Annotated in this window: 13 protein-coding genes; 6 read left to right on the top strand and 7 right to left on the bottom strand. The window is 70.2% G+C overall.

The features are described 5' to 3' along the window. Positions 1–70: 70 nt before the first annotated feature. Both cysN and QBJ89_RS12975 read left to right on the top strand, forming a co-directional pair. Positions 71–1,978: a sulfate adenylyltransferase subunit CysN gene (gene cysN, locus QBJ89_RS12970; protein ID WP_277980897.1), complete on the top strand. Its 1,908-nt coding sequence runs from the start codon at positions 71–73 to the stop codon at positions 1,976–1,978. Positions 1,979–2,134: 156 nt separating this feature from the next. Further along, entirely contained in the window at positions 2,135–4,243 is a 2,109-nt protein-coding gene (locus QBJ89_RS12975; RefSeq protein WP_277980898.1) for a TonB-dependent receptor, read from the top strand. 248 nt (positions 4,244–4,491) lie between these two features. Here the strand turns inward: QBJ89_RS12975 and QBJ89_RS12980 are convergent, their stop codons facing one another. From QBJ89_RS12980 to hppD, 3 genes are all read right to left on the bottom strand, one after another. Continuing rightward, complete coding sequence (locus tag QBJ89_RS12980) at positions 4,492–4,860, bottom strand: Rieske (2Fe-2S) protein (protein WP_277980899.1); 369 nt, start codon at positions 4,858–4,860, stop codon at positions 4,492–4,494. After that, positions 4,857–6,143 (bottom strand): homogentisate 1,2-dioxygenase, encoded by a 1,287-nt coding sequence (gene hmgA / locus QBJ89_RS12985; RefSeq protein ID WP_277980900.1) that lies wholly within the window; start codon positions 6,141–6,143, stop codon positions 4,857–4,859. The genes QBJ89_RS12980 and hmgA overlap by 4 nt, the downstream gene beginning before the upstream one ends. A gap of 252 nt (positions 6,144–6,395) precedes the next feature. Further along, positions 6,396–7,460 (bottom strand): 4-hydroxyphenylpyruvate dioxygenase, encoded by a 1,065-nt coding sequence (gene hppD, locus QBJ89_RS12990; protein WP_277980901.1) that lies wholly within the window; start codon positions 7,458–7,460, stop codon positions 6,396–6,398. A 450-nt stretch (positions 7,461–7,910) separates the two neighbouring features. On the opposite strand from hppD, the gene QBJ89_RS12995 reads away from it, so the two are divergent. Beyond that, complete coding sequence (locus QBJ89_RS12995; protein ID WP_277980902.1) at positions 7,911–9,008, top strand: mechanosensitive ion channel family protein; 1,098 nt, start codon at positions 7,911–7,913, stop codon at positions 9,006–9,008. A gap of 15 nt (positions 9,009–9,023) precedes the next feature. On the opposite strand, the gene QBJ89_RS13000 is transcribed toward QBJ89_RS12995, so the two are convergent. The 4 genes from QBJ89_RS13000 to otsB all read right to left on the bottom strand — a co-directional run bounded on the left by QBJ89_RS13000 (position 9,024) and on the right by otsB (position 14,394). Next, entirely contained in the window at positions 9,024–10,370 is a 1,347-nt protein-coding gene (locus QBJ89_RS13000; RefSeq protein WP_277980903.1) for a methyl-accepting chemotaxis protein, read from the bottom strand. Between the two features lie 96 nt (positions 10,371–10,466). Continuing rightward, a complete protein-coding gene (locus QBJ89_RS13005; protein WP_277980904.1) occupies positions 10,467–11,861 on the bottom strand; it encodes an alpha,alpha-trehalose-phosphate synthase (UDP-forming) in 1,395 nt (464 codons plus the stop codon). Then, positions 11,858–13,639, bottom strand: a complete 1,782-nt coding sequence (locus tag QBJ89_RS13010; protein ID WP_277980905.1) for a glycoside hydrolase family 15 protein — start codon at positions 13,637–13,639, stop codon at positions 11,858–11,860. The genes QBJ89_RS13005 and QBJ89_RS13010 overlap by 4 nt, the downstream gene beginning before the upstream one ends. Beyond that, entirely contained in the window at positions 13,639–14,394 is a 756-nt protein-coding gene (otsB, locus tag QBJ89_RS13015; RefSeq protein WP_277980906.1) for a trehalose-phosphatase, read from the bottom strand. The genes QBJ89_RS13010 and otsB overlap by 1 nt, the downstream gene beginning before the upstream one ends. 335 nt (positions 14,395–14,729) lie before the next feature. Here otsB and katG point away from each other — a divergent pair, with 335 nt between their 5' ends. The 3 genes from katG (at position 14,730) to topA (ending at position 20,745) form a co-directional block, all read left to right on the top strand. Next, positions 14,730–16,961 carry a catalase/peroxidase HPI gene (katG, locus tag QBJ89_RS13020; RefSeq protein ID WP_277980907.1) on the top strand — a complete coding sequence of 744 codons (2,232 nt, stop codon included), beginning with the start codon at positions 14,730–14,732 and terminating at the stop codon, positions 16,959–16,961. 199 nt (positions 16,962–17,160) lie between these two features. Then, positions 17,161–18,030 carry a 3-hydroxybutyryl-CoA dehydrogenase gene (locus QBJ89_RS13025; RefSeq protein WP_277980908.1) on the top strand — a complete coding sequence of 290 codons (870 nt, stop codon included), beginning with the start codon at positions 17,161–17,163 and terminating at the stop codon, positions 18,028–18,030. Between the two features lie 129 nt (positions 18,031–18,159). Further along, positions 18,160–20,745, top strand: a complete 2,586-nt coding sequence (topA, locus tag QBJ89_RS13030; RefSeq protein ID WP_277980909.1) for a type I DNA topoisomerase — start codon at positions 18,160–18,162, stop codon at positions 20,743–20,745.

The following is a 20,745-nucleotide window of genomic DNA, read 5'->3' on the forward strand; positions in this document are numbered from 1 at the left end:
TCTGGCCGCGAGCGGTCCCTAAAAGCCTCCCCGACACGGGTAGAATTGCAGAACAGCCGGAACCCCGCGCATGACCAGCTACCAGCCCGATGCGCTGATCCGCGCCGACGTCGCTTCCTATCTCGCGCGGCACGACGAGAAGTCGCTGCTGCGCTTCCTCACCTGCGGCTCGGTCGACGATGGCAAGTCGACGCTGATCGGCCGGCTGCTCTACGACAGCAAGCACGTCTTCGAGGACCAGCTCGCCGCGCTCGAGGACGATTCCAGGCGCGTCGGCACGCAGGGCGGCAACATCGACTTCGCCTTGCTGGTCGACGGGCTCGCCGCCGAGCGCGAGCAGGGCATCACGATCGACGTCGCCTACCGCTTCTTCGCCACCGAGACGCGCAAGTTCATCGTCGCCGACACGCCGGGCCACGAGCAATACACACGCAACATGGTCACCGGCGCCTCCACCGCCGATCTCGCGGTGATTCTGGTCGACGCGCGCAAGGGCGTGCTGACGCAGACGCGGCGCCACTCCTATCTCGCGCATCTGCTCGGCATCCGCCACATCGTGCTCGCGATCAACAAGATGGACCTGGTGAGCTACGACCAGGCCGCGTTCGACCGTATCCGCCTGTCCTATCGCGCCTTCGCCAGCGAGATCGGCATCACCGACTTCCGCGCCATCCCGGTGTCGGGCCTGGGCGGCGACAATATCGCGACGCGCAGCACGCACATGGACTGGTATGACGGGCCGACGCTGATCGAGCATCTCGAGCAAGTGCCCGTCGATGCCGATCGCGCCGCGCGCGCGCCGTTCCGCCTGCCGGTGCAATGGGTCAACCGCCCCGACCTCGACTTCCGCGGCTTCGCGGGCACGATCGCGGGCGGCGCGGTGCGCCCCGGCGACGCGGTACGGATCGTCCCCTCGGGGCGGACCACGACGGTCAAGCGGATCGTCGCGCTCGGCAGCGACCGCGCGTCGGCGGAAGCGGGCGAGGCGGTGACGCTGACGCTCGCCGACGAGGTCGATTGCTCGCGCGGCGACGTCATCGCCGCCGCGGACGATCCCCCTGAAGTCGCCGACCAGTTCGAGGCGACGCTGGTATGGATGGCGGAAGAGGAAATGCTGCCGGGGCGTAGCTATGCCTTCCAGCTCGCTACGCAGACCGCCTCGGCGGTGCTGCGCCAGCCGAAATATCAGGTCAACGTCAACACGCTCGAGCAAACCGCCGCACGCACGCTGGAGCTCAACGCGATCGGCGTGGCGACCTTGTCGCTCGACCGCCCGATCGTGTTCCAGCCCTATGAGCAGAGCCGCGAGCTGGGCGGCTTCATCCTGATCGACAAGGCCACCAACGCCACCGTCGCGGCGGGGATGATCCGGTTCGCGCTGCGACGTGCCAGCAACGTCCACCGCCAGCCGACCGACGTGACGCGCGAGAAGCGCGCGTCGCTCAAGAATCAGCGGCCCGCGGTGCTGTGGTTCACCGGCTTGTCGGGGGCGGGCAAGTCGACCATCGCCAATCTCGTCGAGAAGAAGCTGGCGCGGATGAACCGCCACACCTTCCTGCTCGACGGCGACAATGTGCGCCACGGGCTCAACCGCGATCTCGGCTTCACCGACGCCGACCGGGTGGAGAACGTCCGCCGCATCGGCGAGGTGGCGCGGCTGATGACCGACGCGGGGCTGATCGTGCTGACCGCCTTCATCTCGCCGTTCCGCGCCGAGCGCGACATGGTGCGCGCGATGCTGCCCGAGGGCGAGTTCGTCGAGGTGCATGTCGACACGTCGTTGGAGGCGGCGGAGGCGCGCGACGTCAAGGGGCTGTACGCCAAGGCGCGCGCCGGGCAGTTGGCCAACTTCACCGGGATCGACAGCCCGTACGAGCCACCCGAAGCGCCCGAGCTGCGCGTCGACACCGCGGCGGAGAGCGCCGACGCCGCGGCGGAGCGGATCGTGGCGTGGCTGCTGGAGCGCGAGGAAGGGTAAGGGGGGGCGGCTGGCGCGCGCGGAAGCGGATGAGGCAGGCGGCGAGTTCTTCCTGAGATCCTCCCCCGCATGGCGGGGAGGATCGGTCCCCACCACGATCGCGATCAATCACATCTCGCTCGCCCCCGCGCGCGCGCTCCGCTACCCCCGCCGCACATGCGCAAGCTCCTGATTCCCGCCGCGATCCCTGTCGCCTTTCTCGCCGCCACCCCGGCCGCAGCGCAGGACGCTCCGGCGGCAGCGCAGGACGCCCCCACCGCCGCCACCCCCGACGTGGTCGTCACCGGCCGCGGGCTCGACGAGCGCGCCGGCGACCGCGCCTTCTCGATCGTCACGATCGATCAGGACCGGCTCCGCGCCAACGCCAGCGACCGGCTCGAGAGCGTGCTCGCCGACGTCGCCGGGCTGCAGCAGTTCCGCCGCTCCGACTCGCGCTCGGCCAACCCCACCAGCCAGGGGATCAGCCTGCGCGGCATCGGCGGCAATGCGTCGAGCCGCGCGCTGCTGCTGCTCGACGGCGTGCCGCAGACCGATCCGTTCGGCGGCTGGGTGCCGTTCCCGGCCTATGCCACCGACCGGCTCGGCCGCGTGCGCGTGACGCGCGGCGGTGGCAGCGGCTATCTCGGCGCGGGCGCGCTGGCGGGTACGGTCGAGCTGGAGAGCGCCGACCCGCGCCAGCTCGCCCCGGTGATGGCGTCGGTCGCTTACGGCAGCCGCGACTCCGTCGACGCCAATGCCTCGGCGACGCTGACGAGCGGGGCCGGCTTTGCCACGATTTCGGGCGCGTACCAGCGCGGCGACGGCTTCACCCCCACCGTGCGCGAGGACCGCGGCCCCGCCGACCGGCCGGCGCCCTATGAGCAGGCCTCGGGCGCGGTGCGCGGCGTGATCGCGCTGGCGCCCGCGATCGAGCTCCAGGCCAATGTGTCCGCCTTCACCGACACGCGCGAGCGCGGCACCGCCTTCACCGACAATCGCAGCGAGGGCGCCGACGCCAGCCTGCGCCTGGTCGGGCGCGGCAGCTGGGGCTTCACCGCGCTGGCCTATCTCCAGACGCGCGCCTTCGCGTCGCGCTTCGCCAGCGTCGACATCGCGCGCACCCGCGCCACCCAGACACTCGACCAATATAATACGCCTGCGACCGGCACCGGCGCGCGGCTCGAGATCGCGCCGCCGGTAGGCGAGGGGCGTGAGCTGCGGCTCGGCGCGGAGTGGCGCGACGTCAGCGGGCGGACGCAGGAGCTGTACACGTTCGTCAACGCCGCGCCGACGCGGCGCCGGGTCGCGGGCGGCGACCAGCGCACGCTCGGCGCCTTCGCCGACGCCAGTGCGACGCTCGGCACGCTGACGCTGACCGCGGGCGGGCGTGTCGACTGGTGGAAGATCGACAACGGCTTCCTGCGCGAGACCCCGCTGGCGGCGGGCGCGGCGCTGAGCGACGCACGCTTCGCCGACCGCAGCGGCAGCGAGGCGACCGGTCGCGTCGGCGCGGCCTGGGCGCCGGTGAGCGCGGTGACGTTCCGCGCGGCGGGCTATCGCGGCTGGCGGCTGCCGACGCTCAACGAACTCTACCGACCGTTCCGCGTCGGCGCCGACGCCACCGCGGCCAATGCCGCGCTGTCGCCGGAGACGCTGACCGGCGTCGACGGCGGCGTCACGGTGACGCCGCTCGGCGGGGTGGCGCTGACCGCGACGGTCTTCTGGAACCGGCTCGACGACGCCATCGCCAACGTCACCGCGGGCACCGGGCCGGGGACCTTCCCCGGCGTCGGCTTCGTCGCGGGGGCGTATCGCGTGCGGCAGAATCTCGACTCGATCCGCTCGCGCGGGGTCGAGCTCGACGCGCGCTGGACGCTCGGCGCGGTGACTGCCTCAGGCTCGTGGAGCCATGTCGACCCGCGCGTGTCGGCGAGCGGCGCGGCCGCTGCGCTCGACGGGCTACGCCCGGCGCAGACGCCGCTCGACCAGCTCTCCGCGACGCTCGGCTGGCGGCGCGACCGGCTGGCGGCGTCGGCGACGCTGCGCCACGTCGCGCGCCAGTTCGAGGACGACCAGAATCTGCGCGCGCTGGCGCCGGCGACCACGCTCGACGGTTACCTGGCGCTGCCGCTGACGCGGACGGTGGCGGTGGAAGCGCGCGCGGAGAATTTGTTCGACGCGCGCGTCGAGGCCGGGATCAGCGGCGCCGACGTGGTCGAGCGCGCCACCCCGCGGACGCTGTGGCTGGGGCTGCGCTTCCGGGGCGGGCGAGCGTCGCGTCTCTGAAGGGAAGAGCGGCGATCGGAGACGGAGGTAAACCCCGTCGCCCCAAGGGGAACGTTGCAGAACCTTCGTCTCGCGGCGTCGCACGGGAAATCCTGAAAGCAGGGAAACGTCAGCCATCAGCTTCCCTCCCCTTCAGGGGAGGGGACGGGGGTGGACCCTATCCGCGGACGCATCGCCTGAGGAAGCGCCCCACCCCGACCCTCCCCTGAAGGGGAGAGAGAGGCAGCTTCACCCCTCCGACCGGAGCCTCACGCCGTCACGATCATCCCATCGCGCACCGACACCGGCCAAACCGCCAGCCGCGCCCCCACGCACGGTCCCGCGACGCAGATCCCGTCCTCCACGCCGAACAGCGCGCCGTGCCACGAACAGCGCACGTGCCCCGCGGCGAAATAATCGTCGAGCCGCTGCGCCAGCGGCAGCCCGGCGTGCGGGCAGCGATCGACATAGCCGAACACCGCCTCCCCGTGCCGCACCACGAAGCCGTGGAACCGCCCCGCGCGCAGCTGGAGCACGAAGTTGCGCGCGGCGCCGTCCGCGATTGCGGCCAGCGGCGCCAGCGTCACCCCCGGGGGCGTCGCCGCGACGCGCCCGCCCGCTGGCTCCCCCTCGCTCACGCGCGCGGCGGTACCTGCGCCTTGGGGAAGTCCTTCCACACCGCGTCATAGTCGAGCTGCGCGTGCGCCAGCGCGTGTGACGTCGGACGGTACGGCCAGCAGCTCTCCAGCATGAACGCCATCGTCCCCTCGATCTTGTGCGGCTTGAGCTCGGCCTCGGACGCACCGCGCCAGCTCGCCAGGTCCGGCCCGTGCCCCGCCATCATATTGTGGAGCGACACGCCGCCGGGTCGGAAGCCCTCCGCCTTGGCGTCATAGGCGCCGGTGATCAGCCCCATCGCCTCGCTCATCACGTTGCGGTGAAACCATGGCGGGCGGAACGTGTCCTCCGCCACCATCCAGCGCGGCGGGAAGATCACGAAATCGGCGTTGGCCCGGCCGGGCACGTCGCTCGGGCTGGTGAGCAATGTGAAGATCGACGGATCCGGGTGGTCGAAGCTGACCGTGTTGATCGTCATGAAGCGCGCGAGGTCGTAGCGCCACGGCGCGAGGTTGCCGTGCCACGCCACCACGTCGAGCGGGCTGTGGTCGAGCGTGGTGCTCCAGAGCGTGCCGAGGAACTTCTGCACCACCTCGGTGGGGCGGTCCTCGTCTTCGAAGCGCGCCACGGGCGTCTCGAAGTCGCGTGGGTTGGCGAGCCCGTTGGCGCCGATCGGGCCGAGATCGGGCAGGCGGAACAGTGCGCCGTGGTTCTCCGCGACATAGCCGCTGGCGTGGCCGTCGGGCAGCGTCGCGCGGAACCGCACCCCGCGCGGCACCAGCGCGACCTGCCCGGGCGCGACGTCGATGCGGCCGAGCTCGGTGTCGAGCCGCAGCCGACCCGCCTGAGGAATGAAGAGGAGCTCGCCGTCCGAATCCATGAAGACGCGGTCGGTCATGTCGCGATTGGCGGCATAGACGTGGAGCGCGACCCCCTCGAGGTCGGCGGGATCGCGGTTGGCGAGCATCGTCACCATGCCGTCGATCAGGTCGGTCGGCGCGTCGGGCGCAGCGAGCGGATCCCAGCGCAGCCGGTTGGGGGCGAGCGGCGCGACGTCGGTGCCGGGGGCGAACAGCGGCGCGCCATGGTAGCGGCTGTAGGGCGGGTGTTCCGCGGTGGGTCGCAGCCGGTACAACCAGGAGCGGCGGTTCTCGTGGCGCGGCGCGGTGAAGGCGGTGCCGGAGAGCTGCTCGGCGTAGAGGCCGAAGGCGGGCTTCTGCGGCGAATTGCGCCCGATCGGCAGCGCGCCGGCTACCGCCTCGGTCGATACGTGGTTGCCGAAGCCGGGGATAAAGTCGCTCATGCGCCGCTCCTGTGCTGGCCCGCTGGCGCGGGTCGTTCTCTCCGTCTCACGCTCGTGGCGTCATTTCGCGAGATCTGCGCCGCGCGGCTTGCCACCCGGCCGCGCCTCAGCACCACCCCGGCGGATGCCGGGGCGACCGGTAGGTGGGGCGGCGGTGCGCACAGGCCGTGCTCCTGCGCAGGCAGGAGCGCAGGATCACGCGCGTCGGCGCCTGCGGCCCTGGGTTCCTGCGTGCGCAGGAACACGGTCGCCTCACGCATCGACCGTGATCACCCCGCGGCGGATCTGGTCGAGCTCGATCGACTCGTACAGCGCCTGAAAATTGCCGTTGCCGAAGCCCTGGTTGCCCTTGCGCTGGATGATCTCGAAGAAGATCGGCCCCACCATCGTCTCGGTGAAGATCTGGAGCAGCAGCCCTTCCTCGCCGACGTTGCCGTCGATCAGGATACGGTTCTTGCGCAGCCGTTCCAGATCCTCGCCATGGTCCGGCACGCGCTGGTCGACCAGCTCGTAATACGTCTCGATCGTGTCCTGCAGTCTCACCCCGCGCGCCCGCAGCCTCTCCACCGTGGCGTAGATATCGTCGGTGGTGAGCGCGAGATGCTGAATGCCCTCGCCGTTGTAATCGCGGATGAACTCCTCGATCTGGCTCTTGTCGTCCTGGCTCTCGTTGAGCGGGATGCGGATCGCGCGGTCGGGCGCGATCATCGCCTGGCTGAACAGCCCGGTCGCCTTGCCCTTGATGTCGAAATACTTCTGCTCCTCGAAGCCGAAGATTTGACCGTAGAACTCGGCCCAGACGCGCATCTGGCCGCGCCGGACGTTGTGCGTGAGGTGGTCGAGCAGGTCGAGCCCGACGTTGTTCTCGGCCATCGCCTCCGCCGCGCCGGGCACCTGGCCCCAATCGTCGTAGATTGAGCCCGCCGCGCCATGGTGGTCGACGAGGTAGAGCAGCGAGCCCCCGATCCCTTCCAGCGCGGGGAGTTCGTCGAGCGCCTGACCCGCCGGCGCTGGTTTCGCACCGCGCGCGATCGCGGCGTCGTAAGCGGCGCGCGCGTCCTGAACGCGGAACGCCATCGCGCTCGCCGACGGGCCGTGCGCGGCGCGGAAGTCCGCGGCATGGCCGCTCTGCTCGCGGTTGATCAGCAGGTTGATGCGGCCCTGCTGGTAGCGGGTGAGCGCGCGGGTGGGATGCGTCGCGGTGGCGACGAAGCCGAGCGCCTCGAACTGCGCCGCCAGCGCGTCCGCGTCGGGCGCGGTGAACTCGCAGAACTCGAAGCCGTCGAGCCCCATCGGATTGACGTCGATATGCTGCATGGTCGGTCTCGCAATGGTATCGTATGAGACGATATCAGGTGAGACCAGGTGCGGTCAATGTCGGCGCGGCAATAGCGTGTTCACGCGTGCCCCGGCGAAGGCCGGGGCCGAGCCGGGTGACGTTGATGAGAGCCACCGCGGCCTCCCCACCTGGGCCCCGGCCTTCGCCGGGGAACGGAAAGGGAGATAACTCGACGCCATCTCCCCCACGAAGCTCGCCTCATCCCGAGCTTGTCTCAGGTTCCAGGCCGCCGCACACCGCAGCGGTGCAGTGCCTTCGCATTAGTGGATCCTGACACGAAATAGGAATGACGCGAGGGGGAGAGGCTGGCGCAGGGTACCTCTGTGCCGTGCCTCGATCCCATCGGTCGGCCTCTCTCCGCGCCCGCGAGGGAACGCCCGCCCGCGCGCCCTCGTTGCGCCTCCGGAATACCACCGCAGGGAGCATCGATGGCCGCGCTGACCCGAACGCTACGCGCGTGGACGCGCGAGATGCCCGACTGGCTGCTCGGCATTGCCTATGTTGCGGGAGCGGTGGCGCTGGCGCTAGTGGCGCACCGCGTGATCGTCTGGGTGGCGCGTCGCGCAACCCGCGCGCGCCCCGACAGCACCGCCGCGGTGTTCGTCGAGCGCGTGCGCAAGCTGCTGCGCTGGCTGCTGATCGCGATCGCGCTGGCGGCGGTGCAGCCGGCGCTCGATCTCAGCCGCGGCGCGGCGACGTCGTGGGCGCGGCTCTCCGCGCTGCTGGTGCCGGGGCTGATGGGCTGGTGCGCGATCGTCGCGATCGGGACGGTGATCGACGTGATGATGCGGCGCGCCGACATCAGCGTGGAGGACAATCTGCGCGCGCGGCGGCGCCGCACCCGGCTCGGCATCCTGCGCCAGATCATCGTCTCGGTGGTGCTGCTGGTGACGATCTGCACGATGCTGATGACGATCCCCACCGTGCGCAGCCTGGGGGTGACGCTCGCGGCCTCGGCGGGTCTCGCCGGGCTCGCCGTGGGCGCGGCGGCGCAGCCCGCGCTCAAGAACCTGATCGCCGGATTCCAGATGATCTTCACCGAGCCGATCCGGATCGACGACGTGGTGATCATCGACGGCGAATGGGGACGGATCGAGGAAATCCGGCTGACCTATGTGGTCGTCAAGATCTGGGACGAGCGCCGGCTGGTGGTGCCCGTCTCCAAATTCCTCGAACAGAGCTTCCAGAACTGGACGCGCCAGTCGAGCGCGCTGCTCGGCAGCGTGTTCTGGTATCTCGACCCGACGGTGGACGTCGAGCGGCTGCGCGTGAAGCTGGGCGAGATCGTCACCAGCAACCCGCGCTGGGACAAGCGCTTCTGGAACCTGCAGGTGACCGACACCAAGCCCGACGGCTCGATCGAGCTGCGCGGGCTGATGACCGCGCGCGACGCCGCCATCGCCTTCGACCTGCGCTGCGACGTGCGCGAGGCGCTGCTGGCGTTCATCCGTGCCGAAATGCCCGAGGCTTTGCTGCGGCGTCGGGTGATGGTGGAGGGCGGGGACGAGCGCACCACGGCGGGTTGAACCGGGTTAGGCGCCTCAGCTCGGGTGGCGGGTTAGCGTGGCGCGCCGCGGTGCGGCCGTGGCCGGACCGGTCGCGGCGTCGAGCCGGAAACGCGCGAGCTGGCGGCCGAGATCGATGGCGCGCTCGGCTAGGCCGATGGAGGCCGCGTCGGTCTCCTGCGCCATCGTGGCATTGTCCTGCGTCATCCGGCTCATCTCGCTTACCGCGGCATTGACCTGGCCGAGCCCCGCCGCCTGTTTGCGCCCGCTGTCGGCGACCCGCGCGACCAGCGCGCGCGCGTCGTCCACGCGCGCCAGGATATGGCGCAGCGCGGCGTCGGTCTCGCCGACCAGCCGTACGCCAGTGGCGATCTCGCCCCCGACCGCGCCGACACGCGCCTTTACCTGGCGCGCCGCCTCGGCGGAACGCTGCGCCAGCGCGCGCACCTCCTGCGCCACCACCGCGAACCCGCGCCCCGCCTCTCCCGCGCGCGCCGCCTCGACGCCGGCGTTGAGCGCGAGCAGGTTGGTCTGGAAGGCGATGCCGTCGATCAGCGCGATGATGTCGCCAATCTCGGCGCCGCTGCGCTCGATCCCGTGCATCGCCGCGATCGCGCGCAGCGCCACGTCGCCGCTCGCCGCGGCGGCCGCGCTCGCCTCGGCGGCGAGTTGGTCGGCACGCGCGCCGTCATCGGCGGCGGCGGCGACGTCGCGGGTGAGTTCCTCGAGCGCGGCGGCGCTCTGCTCCAGCGCCGCGGCCTGACGCTCGGTGCGTTCGGCCAGCGCCGCGGCGCCCGCGCGGATCGCCCTTGTGTCCGCGTCGATCGCGCCGGCGCGATCGCGCACCGCCGCGACGATTGCGCGCAGATCGATCAGCACCTGATTATAAGCGGCCCGCACCGGCTCGTACCGCTCGTTGAGCGCGGTCGCGATCGGCTGGCTGAGGTCACCGCCGGCCAGCCGTGCGAGCCCGCCCGTGAGTGCACCGATCAGCGCGTCGATCTCGCTGATGTCGATGCAGGTCACGATCATCGCGGGGCGGCCGTGGCGCTGCGCCACGAACAGCGAGACGAGGCCGGGGAATTGCGTGCCGTCCCGGCGGAGCCCGCGGAACGGCATGCGCGCGACGCCGGATCGCTTCGCCTCTCTCATGAGCGCGTCGACGGCGGCCCGTGTCGGCACGCCATTGTCCTGCAACTCCGGGGCGGTCAGCCCCAGCGGCTGGCCGATGAATTCCTCGCGGGTGCGACCGAACAGGCGGAGCGTGGCCGGATTGCAATCGGCGTAACGGCCGTCCTGCACGATGTAGATCGCCTCGGGCGAGGCGTCGAAATAAAGTTCGGCGGTCGACCGGCGACGGCGTCCCAGGATCCATGTGCGCACTTCAATAACGTCTCCCCCCGTTCTCCCTTTACTATCCCAGCGCAGGGCCGCGCGGTGCAACGGCGCGTCTGACCCGGGGTGGGGAACGCCGACGCGCTACGCCGCTCGCTCCTTCGCCTCCACCCGCTCCAGCGCGCCGAGGAACTCGCTCGCCCACCAGGTCACGTCCTGCGACTGGACGCCTTCCATCAGCGCTTCCCAGCGGCGCACGCGCTCGTCGCGCGGCATGCGCAGCGCCTGCCAGATCGCGTCGGACACTTCCTCGGCGCTATACGGGTTCACCAGCAGCGCCTCGGGCATCTGCTCGGCCGCACCGGCGAAGCGCGACAGCACCAGCACGCCCGGGTCCGCCGGGTCCTGCGCGGCGACATATTCCTTCGCCACCAGGTTCATGCCGTCGCGCAGCGGGGTCACCAGCCCGATCTTGGCGGCGCGGTAGATGCCGGCGAGCTGGTCGCGCGGATAGCCCTGGTTAACGTAGCGGATCGGCACCCAATCGACGTCGGCATATTCGCCGTTGATCCGCCCCGAAATCTGCTCGAGCGAGGTGCGGATGCGCTGATAGCTCTCCACCGACACGCGGCTGGGCGGCGCGATCTGGAGCAGGAACACTTCCTTGCGCTCCTCGGGATGCTCGATCAGGAAGCGCTCGTAACCGAGGAAACGCTCCTCCAGCCCCTTGGAATAATCGAGCCGGTCGACGCCGACGATCATGTCGCGCCCGGTCGCGCTGTCGCGCATCTGGCGATAGGCCAGCCGCGCGGTGACGCCCTTGGACATCTCGGCGAACTCGGCGGCGTCGATCCCGATCGGGCAGGCCACCAGCTTGACGCAGCGGTCGCCGAGCCGCGCGATGCCGTGCTCGTCGACCGTCGCGCCCATGTCCTGGATCGCGAAGTCACGGAACGAGTCGAGCCATTCGGCGGTGTGGAAACCGATCAGGTCATAAGCGAACAACGTCTCCACCAGCTCGCGCGCGTTGGGCAGCGTGCCGAGCAGCCGCCGCGGCGGCCAGGGGATGTGGAGGAAGAAACCGATCTTGTTGCGGCACCCGCGTGCGCGCAGCTCGGCGCCCAGCGGGAACATGTGATAATCCTGGATCCACACCAGATCCTCGGGCTCGATCAGCGGGCGGACGGTATCGGCGAAGCGTTGGTTGGTGCGCTGATAGCCGCCCGCGAACTCGCGCTCATATTCGGCCAGGTCGATGCGATAATGGAACAGCGGCCAGAGCGTACGATTGGCATAGCCGTCGTAATATTCCTGGATATCCTGTTCTTCGAGATCCACCGTCGCGGTGGTCACGCCCTGGTTGCGCTGGAAGTTGATATGGCCGCTGAAGGTCTCGGTCTGCTCGCCCGACCAGCCGAACCACAAGCCGCCGCGATCGCGCAACGCCGCCGCCATCGCCACCGCCAGCCCGCCTTGCGCCCCCGCGGTGGAACCCTTGGGCGCGGTGACACGGTTCGAGATGACGATCAGCCGACTCAACGAATGCTACTCCAGGGTTTGCTCAACATGGCGGCGCAGTTGATCATGCCAACCAGCGAATAGGTTTGCGGATAGTTTCCCCAGAGTTCCCCACTCTGGGGATCGATGTCCTCGGACAGCAGCCCGGCGGCGGTGCAGCGCGTCAGCATCTCCTCGAACAGCGCGCGCGCCTCGTCGCTGCGGCCGGTGAGGTACAAGGCCTCGATCAGCCAGAAGGTGCAGACGTTGAAGGCGGTCTCGGGCAGGCCGAAATCGTCCTCGGTGTCGTAGCGCAGCATCGTCGAGCCGCGCCGCAGCCCGGTCTCGATCGCCGCCAGCGTGTCGAGGAAGCGCGGGTCGTCGGCCTCGAGGAAGCGCAGGTCGAGCAGCTGGAGCACGCTGGCGTCGAGGTCGTCGCCCGCGAAGGTGGCGGACATACGCCGCGTCTCCTCGCGCCACGCCGCGCCCTCGATGCGCGCGCGGATCACCTGCGCGCGCTCCGCCCATACCGCCTGGCGCTTGGCCAGCCCGAGCCGCTCGGCGGCGTTGGCGAGCCGGTCGCACGCCGCCCAGCACATCGCGCTGGAATAGGTGTGGACGCTCTGCCGCGTGCGCAGCTCCCACAGTCCGGCGTCGGGCTGGTCGTAATAGGCCCAGGCGCGCTCGCCGACGCGCTCCAGCGCCTCGAAGTCCTCGACGCCGCTGGCGCGGAACAGGCGATGGTCGAAGAAGGCGTGGACCGAGCAGAGCACGATCTGGCCGTAGGCGTCGTGCTGGATCTGCTCGGCCGCCTGGTTGCCGACGCGCACCGGCCCCATGCCGCGATAGCCGGCGAGCTGCTCCTCGATCCGCTCGGGCAGCTGCGCCTCACCGAGCACGCCGTACAAGGGCTGGATATGCCCGCCGCGCGCCGCGTCGACGATGTTGCGCAAATAACCGAGATAACCCTCCAGCACGTCGAGCGCGCCGAGCCGGTTGAGCGCCTGCACGGTGTAATAAGCGTCGCGGATCCAGCAGTAACGATAGTCCCAGTTGCGCTGCGACCCGGCATGCTCGGGCACCGAGGTGGTCAGCGCCGCGACGATCGCGCCGGTCTCCTCATGCTGGCACAGCTTGAGCGTGATCGCACATCGGATCACCGTCTCCTGCCACTCGAGCGGGATCGCCAGCCCGCGCACCCAGCCCTGCCATTCCTGCGTCGTGCGATAGAGCATGAGGTCGACGGTGCTGGCGAGGTCGCCCTGGAAGCTCTCGTCCGGCCCGAGGAAGAAGTGGAGCGGGCGCTCGACGCGGAAGGCGTGCTCGCCCTGCACCATCGCGATCGGCGCGGTGGTGGTGAGCCGCAGCGCGATCGTGTCGAGCAGCAGCCGCAGGTGGTTGGAGCCGCCGATCTGCTCGCGGCAGCCGCCGCCCCAGCCGCAGGTCGGGCGCAGCTTGACGCGGACGCGCGGGCTGCCCGCGACCGGGCGGATGATCCGCGCATAGCCGACCGGGCGATAGGTCCGCCCCTCGCGCGCGAAGCGCGGGCAGAAGTCGATCACCTCGATCGCGCCGCCGTGGCTGTCGACGTGACGCGTGACCAGGATCGGGGTGTTGCGGATATATTCCTGCTCGACCGAGACGCTGTCCTCGATCTCGATGCCCCAATAGCCGCTGTCGGGCGCCTCGCCGCCGAGCAGCGCGGAGAAGAGCGGGTCGCCGTCGACGCGCGGGACGCAGCCCCAGACGAAGCGGCCGGCGCGGTCCACCAGCGCGCTCACCTGGCAATTGCCGATCGGCCACAGGTCGAGGTTGGTCATCATGTCTCCGTCGTGTCGGGGGAGGGGCAGGCGGCGGCGAGCCAGGCGAGTGCGGCGGCGACGTCGTCGAGCCGATAGGCGGCGGCGGTGTCGCGCGCCGGGCCCACCAGCACGCCCGCGCCGCTAAGGGCGCGCGCGGCGGCAAAGCCCGCCTCGTCGGTCACGTCGTCCCCCATGAACACAGGACGCGTGTGGCGCCGCGCGGGTTCCGCCATCAGCAGGTCGACGGCGCTGCCCTTGTCGCGCCCGCGCAGGCGCAGCTCGGCCACCATCTTGCCGTGCTGGACCTTGAGGTCGTGCGCGGCGGCGAGCTGGTCGGCGAGCGCGGTCACTGCTTCTTCGGCCGTGGGGGCCTGGCGATAATGGAGGCCGACGCCGAACGGCTTGTCCTCGATCAGCACGCCGGGGTGAAGCGCGGCGAGGTCGCGCGCGGCGGCGAGCGCCTCGTCCAGCGCGGGCGGGCGCTCGGGGGCGTAGCAGCCGCCATCGGCGCCTGCGATCTCCAGCCCGTGGCTGCCCGCGACGGTGAGCAGGGCGGGGGCGAGCAGCGCGCGCACCTCCGCGACGGGGCGCCCGCTGACGATCGCGACGCGCCCGTCGAGCGCGTCGACCAGCCGCGCGAGCAGGCTCGGGACATGGTCGGCCACCGCGACCGCGTCGGGCGTGTCGGCGATGTCGACCAGGGTGCCGTCGAAGTCGAGGAACAGGCTGGCTCCGTCGAGCAGGTCGGCGGGCGGGGGCGGGAGCGCGGTCATGCCGCGCGTGGTGACGGCATGTGCGGGGCGATGCAATGGGTTGCGAGGGCGCAAGATCCTCCCCGGCACGGGGAGGGGGGACCGCCGGCCGCAGGCCGGTGGTGGAGGAGGCCCTCGGCACACGAGCCGGATCGTTCGTGGACAGCCCCCTCCGTCAGCGCTGCGCGCCGTCCCCTCCCCGTGCCGGGGAGGATCTGACTCACTGATCGACCCACTCCTTCAAAGCTACGCCTTTAATCGATTTTACTCGCGTCACCGGAACGGCCTATCCCCTCGTCAACGGTGGCGTACCGCCGCGCAGGAGCGTGCGGGCCACGATGCTGAGGAGAGCGAGCATGGACGCGAAGACGGGCGAAGTGGGCGGCGGCTGCCCCGTCGTCGGGCACGGCGGGGGCAATCGCTCGAAGCGCCAGGGCAATCGCGAATGGTGGCCGGAGGGGCTCAGCCTCACCGCGCTCAACCAGCACTCGCCGCGCTCCAACCCGCTCGGCGCGGACTTCGACTATGCCGCCGCGTTCGCCACGCTCGACCTCGATGCGGTGATGACCGACCTCAAGGCGCTGATGACCGACTCGCAGGACTGGTGGCCGGCGGACTTCGGCCATTACGGCGGCCTGTTCATCCGCCTCGCCTGGCATTCGGCGGGCACCTATCGCATCACCGACGGGCGCGGCGGCGCCGGCGGCGGACAACAGCGCTTCGCCCCGCTCAATTCCTGGCCCGACAATGCCAGCCTCGACAAGGGCCGCCGCCTGCTGTGGCCGATCAAGCAGAAGTACGGCAACGCGCTGAGCTGGGCGGACCTGTTCGTGCTTGTCGGCAATGCCGCGCTCGAGTCGATGGGGTTCAAGACCTTCGGCTTCGCGGGCGGCCGCGCCGACACCTGGGAGCCCGAGGAGCTGTTCTGGGGCCCCGAGGGCAGCTGGCTCGGCGACGAGCGCTATTCGGGCGAGCGTCAGCTCCACCCCGGGCTCGGCGCGGTGCAGATGGGCCTGATCTACGTCAATCCCGAAGGTCCCAATGGCGAGCCCGACCCGGCGCGCTCGGCGCACGACATCCGCGAGACGTTCGGCCGCATGGCGATGAACGACGAGGAGACCGTGGCGCTGGTCGCGGGCGGCCACACGTTCGGCAAGACGCACGGCGCGGGTGACCCGTCATTCATCGGCGTCGAGCCCGAGGGCGCGGTGATCGAGGACCAGGGGCTCGGCTGGCGCAGCAAGTTCGAGAGCGGCGTCGGCACGCACGCGATCACCTCGGGGCTCGAGGTGACGTGGAGCCAGACGCCGACGCAATGGTCGAACCGCTATTTCGAAAATCTGTTCGGCTTCGAATGGGAGCTGACCAAGAGCCCCGCGGGCGCGCACCAATGGATCGCCAAGGACGCTCCCGAGGACGTGCCCGACGCCTACGACCCCGACAAGAAGCATCGCCCGACGATGCTCACTTCGGACATCGCGCTGCGCGCCGATCCCGCTTATGAGAAGATCTCGCGCCGCTTCCTCGAGAATCCCGACGAATTCGCCGACGCCTTCGCGCGCGCCTGGTTCAAGCTGACCCATCGCGACATGGGCCCGCGCGAGCGCTACCTCGGCAAGCTCGTGCCGGAAGAGACGATGATCTGGCAGGATCCTATCCCGGCGCTCGATCATCCCGTGATCGAGGCGGGCGAGATCGCCGAGCTCAAGGCCAAGCTGCTCGGGCTCGGCTTCACCGTGCCGCAGCTGGTGTCGGTCGCCTGGGCCTCGGCCTCGACCTTCCGCGGCTCGGACAAGCGCGGCGGCGCCAATGGCGCGCGGATCCGCTTCGCGCCGCAGAAGGACTGGGACGTCAACGATCCCGCGCTGCTGGCGCAGGTGCTGCCCAAGCTGGAGCAGGTGAAGGCCGAGTTCGAGGCGGGTGCGACCGGCGGCAAGAAGGTGTCGATCGCGGACCTGATCGTGCTCGCAGGCACCGCCGCGGTGGAGAAGGCGGCGCGCGACGGCGGCGTGGACGTCGAGGTGCCGTTCACCCCGGGCCGGATGGACGCGAGCGAGGAATGGACCGACGTCCACTCGTTCCAGGCGCTCAAGCCGATGGCCGACGGTTTCCGTAACTATTACTGGGACGGCGCCTTCATGGCCCCGGAAGAGGCGTTGGTCGACAAGGCGCAGCTGATGCGGCTGACCGCGCCCGAGATGACCGTGCTGGTCGGCGGGTTGCGCGTGCTCGGCGCCAATGCGTTCGGCGCCGAGGAGGGCGTGTTCACCGACCGCGTCGGCGTGCTGAGCAACGACTTCTTCGTCAACTTGCTGACGATGGAGAATGAATGGGTTGCGACCGAGTCGAACAACCGCTTCCAGGGCATGAACCGCAAGACCAAGGCGCCGACCTGGACCGCCACGCGCGTCGACCTGATCTTCGGCTCGCAGTCCGAGCTGCGTGCCCAGGCCGAGGTTTACGCCCAGTCTGACTCGAAGGAGAAGATGGTCCGCGACTTCGTCAAGGCGTGGGACAAGGTGATGAACGCCGATCGCATCGACCAGCTCAAGCCGGCCGACGCGTTCAGCCAGAAGCTGTCGGCCTGAGCTGACGTACCGCCACCGTGCTCCGGCGAACGCCGGAGCACGGCTCGGCCCCGATCGATCGCTCCTACGCCGAGGCGGCGGCAGGTTCCGCCGTACCGCTTCACCTCCCACTCCCGTCCCGCTACAGCGCTCGCCGAGAAGCGGCGACGGCCGAGCCGTCGGCGGCATTAGCGGCGCACGCGCCGCACAGGAGACGGGCATGGACAGGATCGGCGTCATTGGCGCGGGGCAGATGGGAGCGGGGATCGCGCAGGTCGCCGCCGCGGCGGGCGCGCACGTGCTGCTCGCCGACGTCGATCAGGCGCGCGCGGCGAAAGGTCGCGACGGCATCGCCACGCGGCTCGACCGCGACGTGACCAAGCAGAAGATCGACGCCGCCACGCGCGACGCCACGCTCGCCCGGATCGAGCCGGTCGCGGGCTATGACGCGATGGCGAGCTGCGCGCTGGTGATCGAGGCGGCGACCGAGCGCGAGGAGATCAAGCGCGCGATCTTTGCCGGGGTCGGCGAGGTGCTGGGCGCGGACGCGATCCTCGCCACCAACACCTCGTCGATCCCAATCACGCGGCTGGCGCAGGCCGCGCCCGATCCAGCGCGCTTCATCGGCGTGCACTTCTTCAATCCGGTGCCGGTGATGGGGCTGATCGAGGTGATTCGTGGCCTCGCCACCGCCGACGCGACGGTGGCCGCGATCGAGCGTTTCGCCGCCCGGCTGGGCAAGCGCGTGGTCCATGCCAGCGACGCGCCGGGCTTCATCGTCAACCGCGTGCTGATGCCCTATATCAACGAAGCGGTGTTCGCGCTGGGCGAGGGCGTCGCGACGATCCCCGACATCGACGCCGCCTGCCAGCTCGGGCTTAACCATCCGATGGGGCCGTTGACGCTGGCCGACTTCATCGGGCTCGACACCTGCCTCGAGATCACGCGCGTGCTGTTCGACGGCACCGGCGACCCCAAGTTCCGCCCCGCACCGCTGCTGATGAAATACGTCGAAGCCGGCTGGTATGGGCGCAAGAGTGGGCGCGGCTTCTACGACTACTCGGGCGAGACCCCCGTGCCGACGCGGTGAGACTCTCAATTCCTCCCTGCGAGCGGGAAGGATTGTTGCCGCCGCTCCCCCGCTCACTCCCCTCGCTTGACGCGCCCGCTCCGGCCACCCACCCTCGCGCGTACACGTAAGGACCGCTACCGACCGCTTATGCAGCTCGTCATCGTCGAATCGCCCGCCAAGGCGAAGACCATCGAAAAATACCTCGGCTCGGATTATCGCGTGCTCGCGAGCTACGGCCATATCCGCGACCTGCCGCCACGCGACGGGTCAGTGAACCCCGACGAGGGGTTCGCGATGGAATGGGAGAATTACGCGGACAAGGCCAAGCAGCTCAAGGCGATCGCCGATCTCGCCAAGACCGCCGACCGGCTGATCCTCGCGACCGACCCCGATCGCGAGGGTGAGGCGATCTCGTGGCACGTTCAGGAGGTGCTGGCCAAGCGCAAGGTGCTGCCTAAGGACGTCCAGCGCGTCACCTTCAACGCCATCACCAAGCCGGCGGTGACGCAGGCGATGGCCAACCCGCGCCAGCTCGATACCGATCTGATCGACGCATACCGGGCGCGCCGCGCGCTCGACTATCTCGTCGGCTTCACGCTCTCGCCGGTGCTGTGGCGCAAGCTGCCCGGCGCCAAGTCGGCGGGGCGCGTCCAGTCGGTCGCGCTGCGGCTGATCGTCTCGCGCGAGCGCGAGATCGAGGCGTTCCGCGCGCAGGAATATTGGTCGGTCACCGGCAACCTCGAGCAGGACGGGACGCCCTTCGTCGCGCGGCTGGTGCAATGGGAAGGCAAGAAGCTCGACCGGCTCTCCATCGGCAACGAGGGCGACGCGCTGCGCGCCAAGGCCGATGTCGAGGCCGGCAATTTCTCGGTCCAGTCGGTCGAGACCAAGCCGGCGACGCGCAACCCGCCGCCGCCCTTCACCACCTCGACGCTCCAGCAGGAAGCCGCGCGCAAGCTCGGCTTCTCCGCCGACCACACGATGCGGATCGCGCAGCAGCTCTACGAGGACGGCGCGATCACTTATATGCGCACCGATGGCGTGCAGATGGATGGCAGCGCCATCTCCGCCGCACGCGCCGCGATCGCGCATCGCTATGATGGCGGCTACGTCCCCGACAAGCCGCGGATGTACCAGACCAAGGCGAAGAACGCGCAGGAAGCGCACGAGGCGATCCGCCCGACCGATTTCGGCCGCGACCGCGTCGGCTCGGGTGATCACGCGCGGCTGTACGATCTCGTGTGGAAGCGCGCGCTGGCGAGCCAGATGGCCTCGGCGCGGATGGAGCGCACCACGGTGGAGCTGGCCGACGGCACCGGCCGTCACGTGCTGCGCGCCACCGGGCAGGTGGTGCTCTTCCCCGGCTATCTCGCGCTCTACGAGGAAGGCCAGGACGACAGCCAGGACGAGGACGCCAAGCGCCTGCCGCGGCTGAAGGAGGGCGATTCGCCCGCGAAGAAGAGCGTCGACGCCGAGCAGCATTTCACCCAGCCGCCGCCGCGCTTCTCCGAGGCGTCGTTGGTCAAGCGCATGGAGGAGCTGGGGATCGGCCGCCCCTCGACCTATGCCTCGATCATCAAGACGCTCAAGGACCGCGCTTATGTGCGCGTCGAGAAGAACCGCTTCTTCGCCGAGGAGAGCGGTCGGCTGGTGACCGCCTTCCTCGAGCGCTTCTTCGAGCGCTACGTCGGCTACGATTACACCGCCGGGCTCGAGGAGGAGCTCGACGACGTGTCGGGCGGGCGCGCGCAATGGCAGGCGGTGCTCGAGGCGTTCTGGCGCGACTTCAAGCCGCGCACCGCCGAGGTGATGGAGCAGAAGCCGAGCGAGGTCACCGCGCAGCTCGACCAGTTCCTCGCGCCCTATCTCTTCCCCGACAAGGCGGACGGGACCGACCCGCGGCTCTGCCCCGCGTGCCACGTCGGCAGCCTGGCGCTGCGCGGCGGCAAGTTCGGCGCGTTCATCGCGTGCAGCAACTATCCCGAGTGCAAGTACACCCGCCGCTTCGCCCAGGGCGCTGAGGCGGCCGAGGATGCCGCGCCCGAGCAGCTCGGCCATGATCCCGAGACGGGGCTGCCGGTGGAGCGCAAGTCGGGGCGGTTCGGGCCGTACATCCAGCTGGGCGACGGCAAGGACGCCAAGCGCGCCTCGATCCCCAAGGACATTGCCGAGCTCGATCTGGAGATGGCGCTGAAGTTGCTCCATCTGCCGCGCGTGATCGGCCAGCATCCCGAAACCGGCAAGGACATCGCCGCGAGTATCGGGCGTTACGGCCCCTATCTGGTCCACGAGGGTAAGTACGCGCGGCTGCAGTCGACCGCGGAGGTGTTCGAGACCGGCATGAACGCCGCGGTGGTGAAGCTGGCCGAGGCGGCGGCGAGCGGCGGACGGCCGCAGCGCGGCGCGGCACGTGAGCCGCTCAAGGTGCTGGGCGCGCATCCGCGGACCGAGGCCGAGCTGCGGCTGATGGAGGGGCGCTACGGGCCCTATGTGACCGACGGCACCACCAATGCGACGCTGCCCAAGACGATCGCACCCGATCAGCTGACGCTGGAGGAGGCAGCGCAGCTGATCGACGACCGCGCCGCCGCGGCGCCGGCGAAAAAGCCGGTCAAGAAGAAGGCGCCGGCGAAGAAGCCGGCCGCGACGAAGGAGGCAGGGGCCGCGAAGGCGCCGGCGAAGAAGGCGCCCGCGAAGAAGGCGGCGGCGAAGAAAGCGGCGGTGAAGACGTAG

It is taken from the genome of Sphingomonas phyllosphaerae, assembly GCF_029623345.1.
Lineage (GTDB): Bacteria > Pseudomonadota > Alphaproteobacteria > Sphingomonadales > Sphingomonadaceae > Sphingomonas > Sphingomonas phyllosphaerae_C.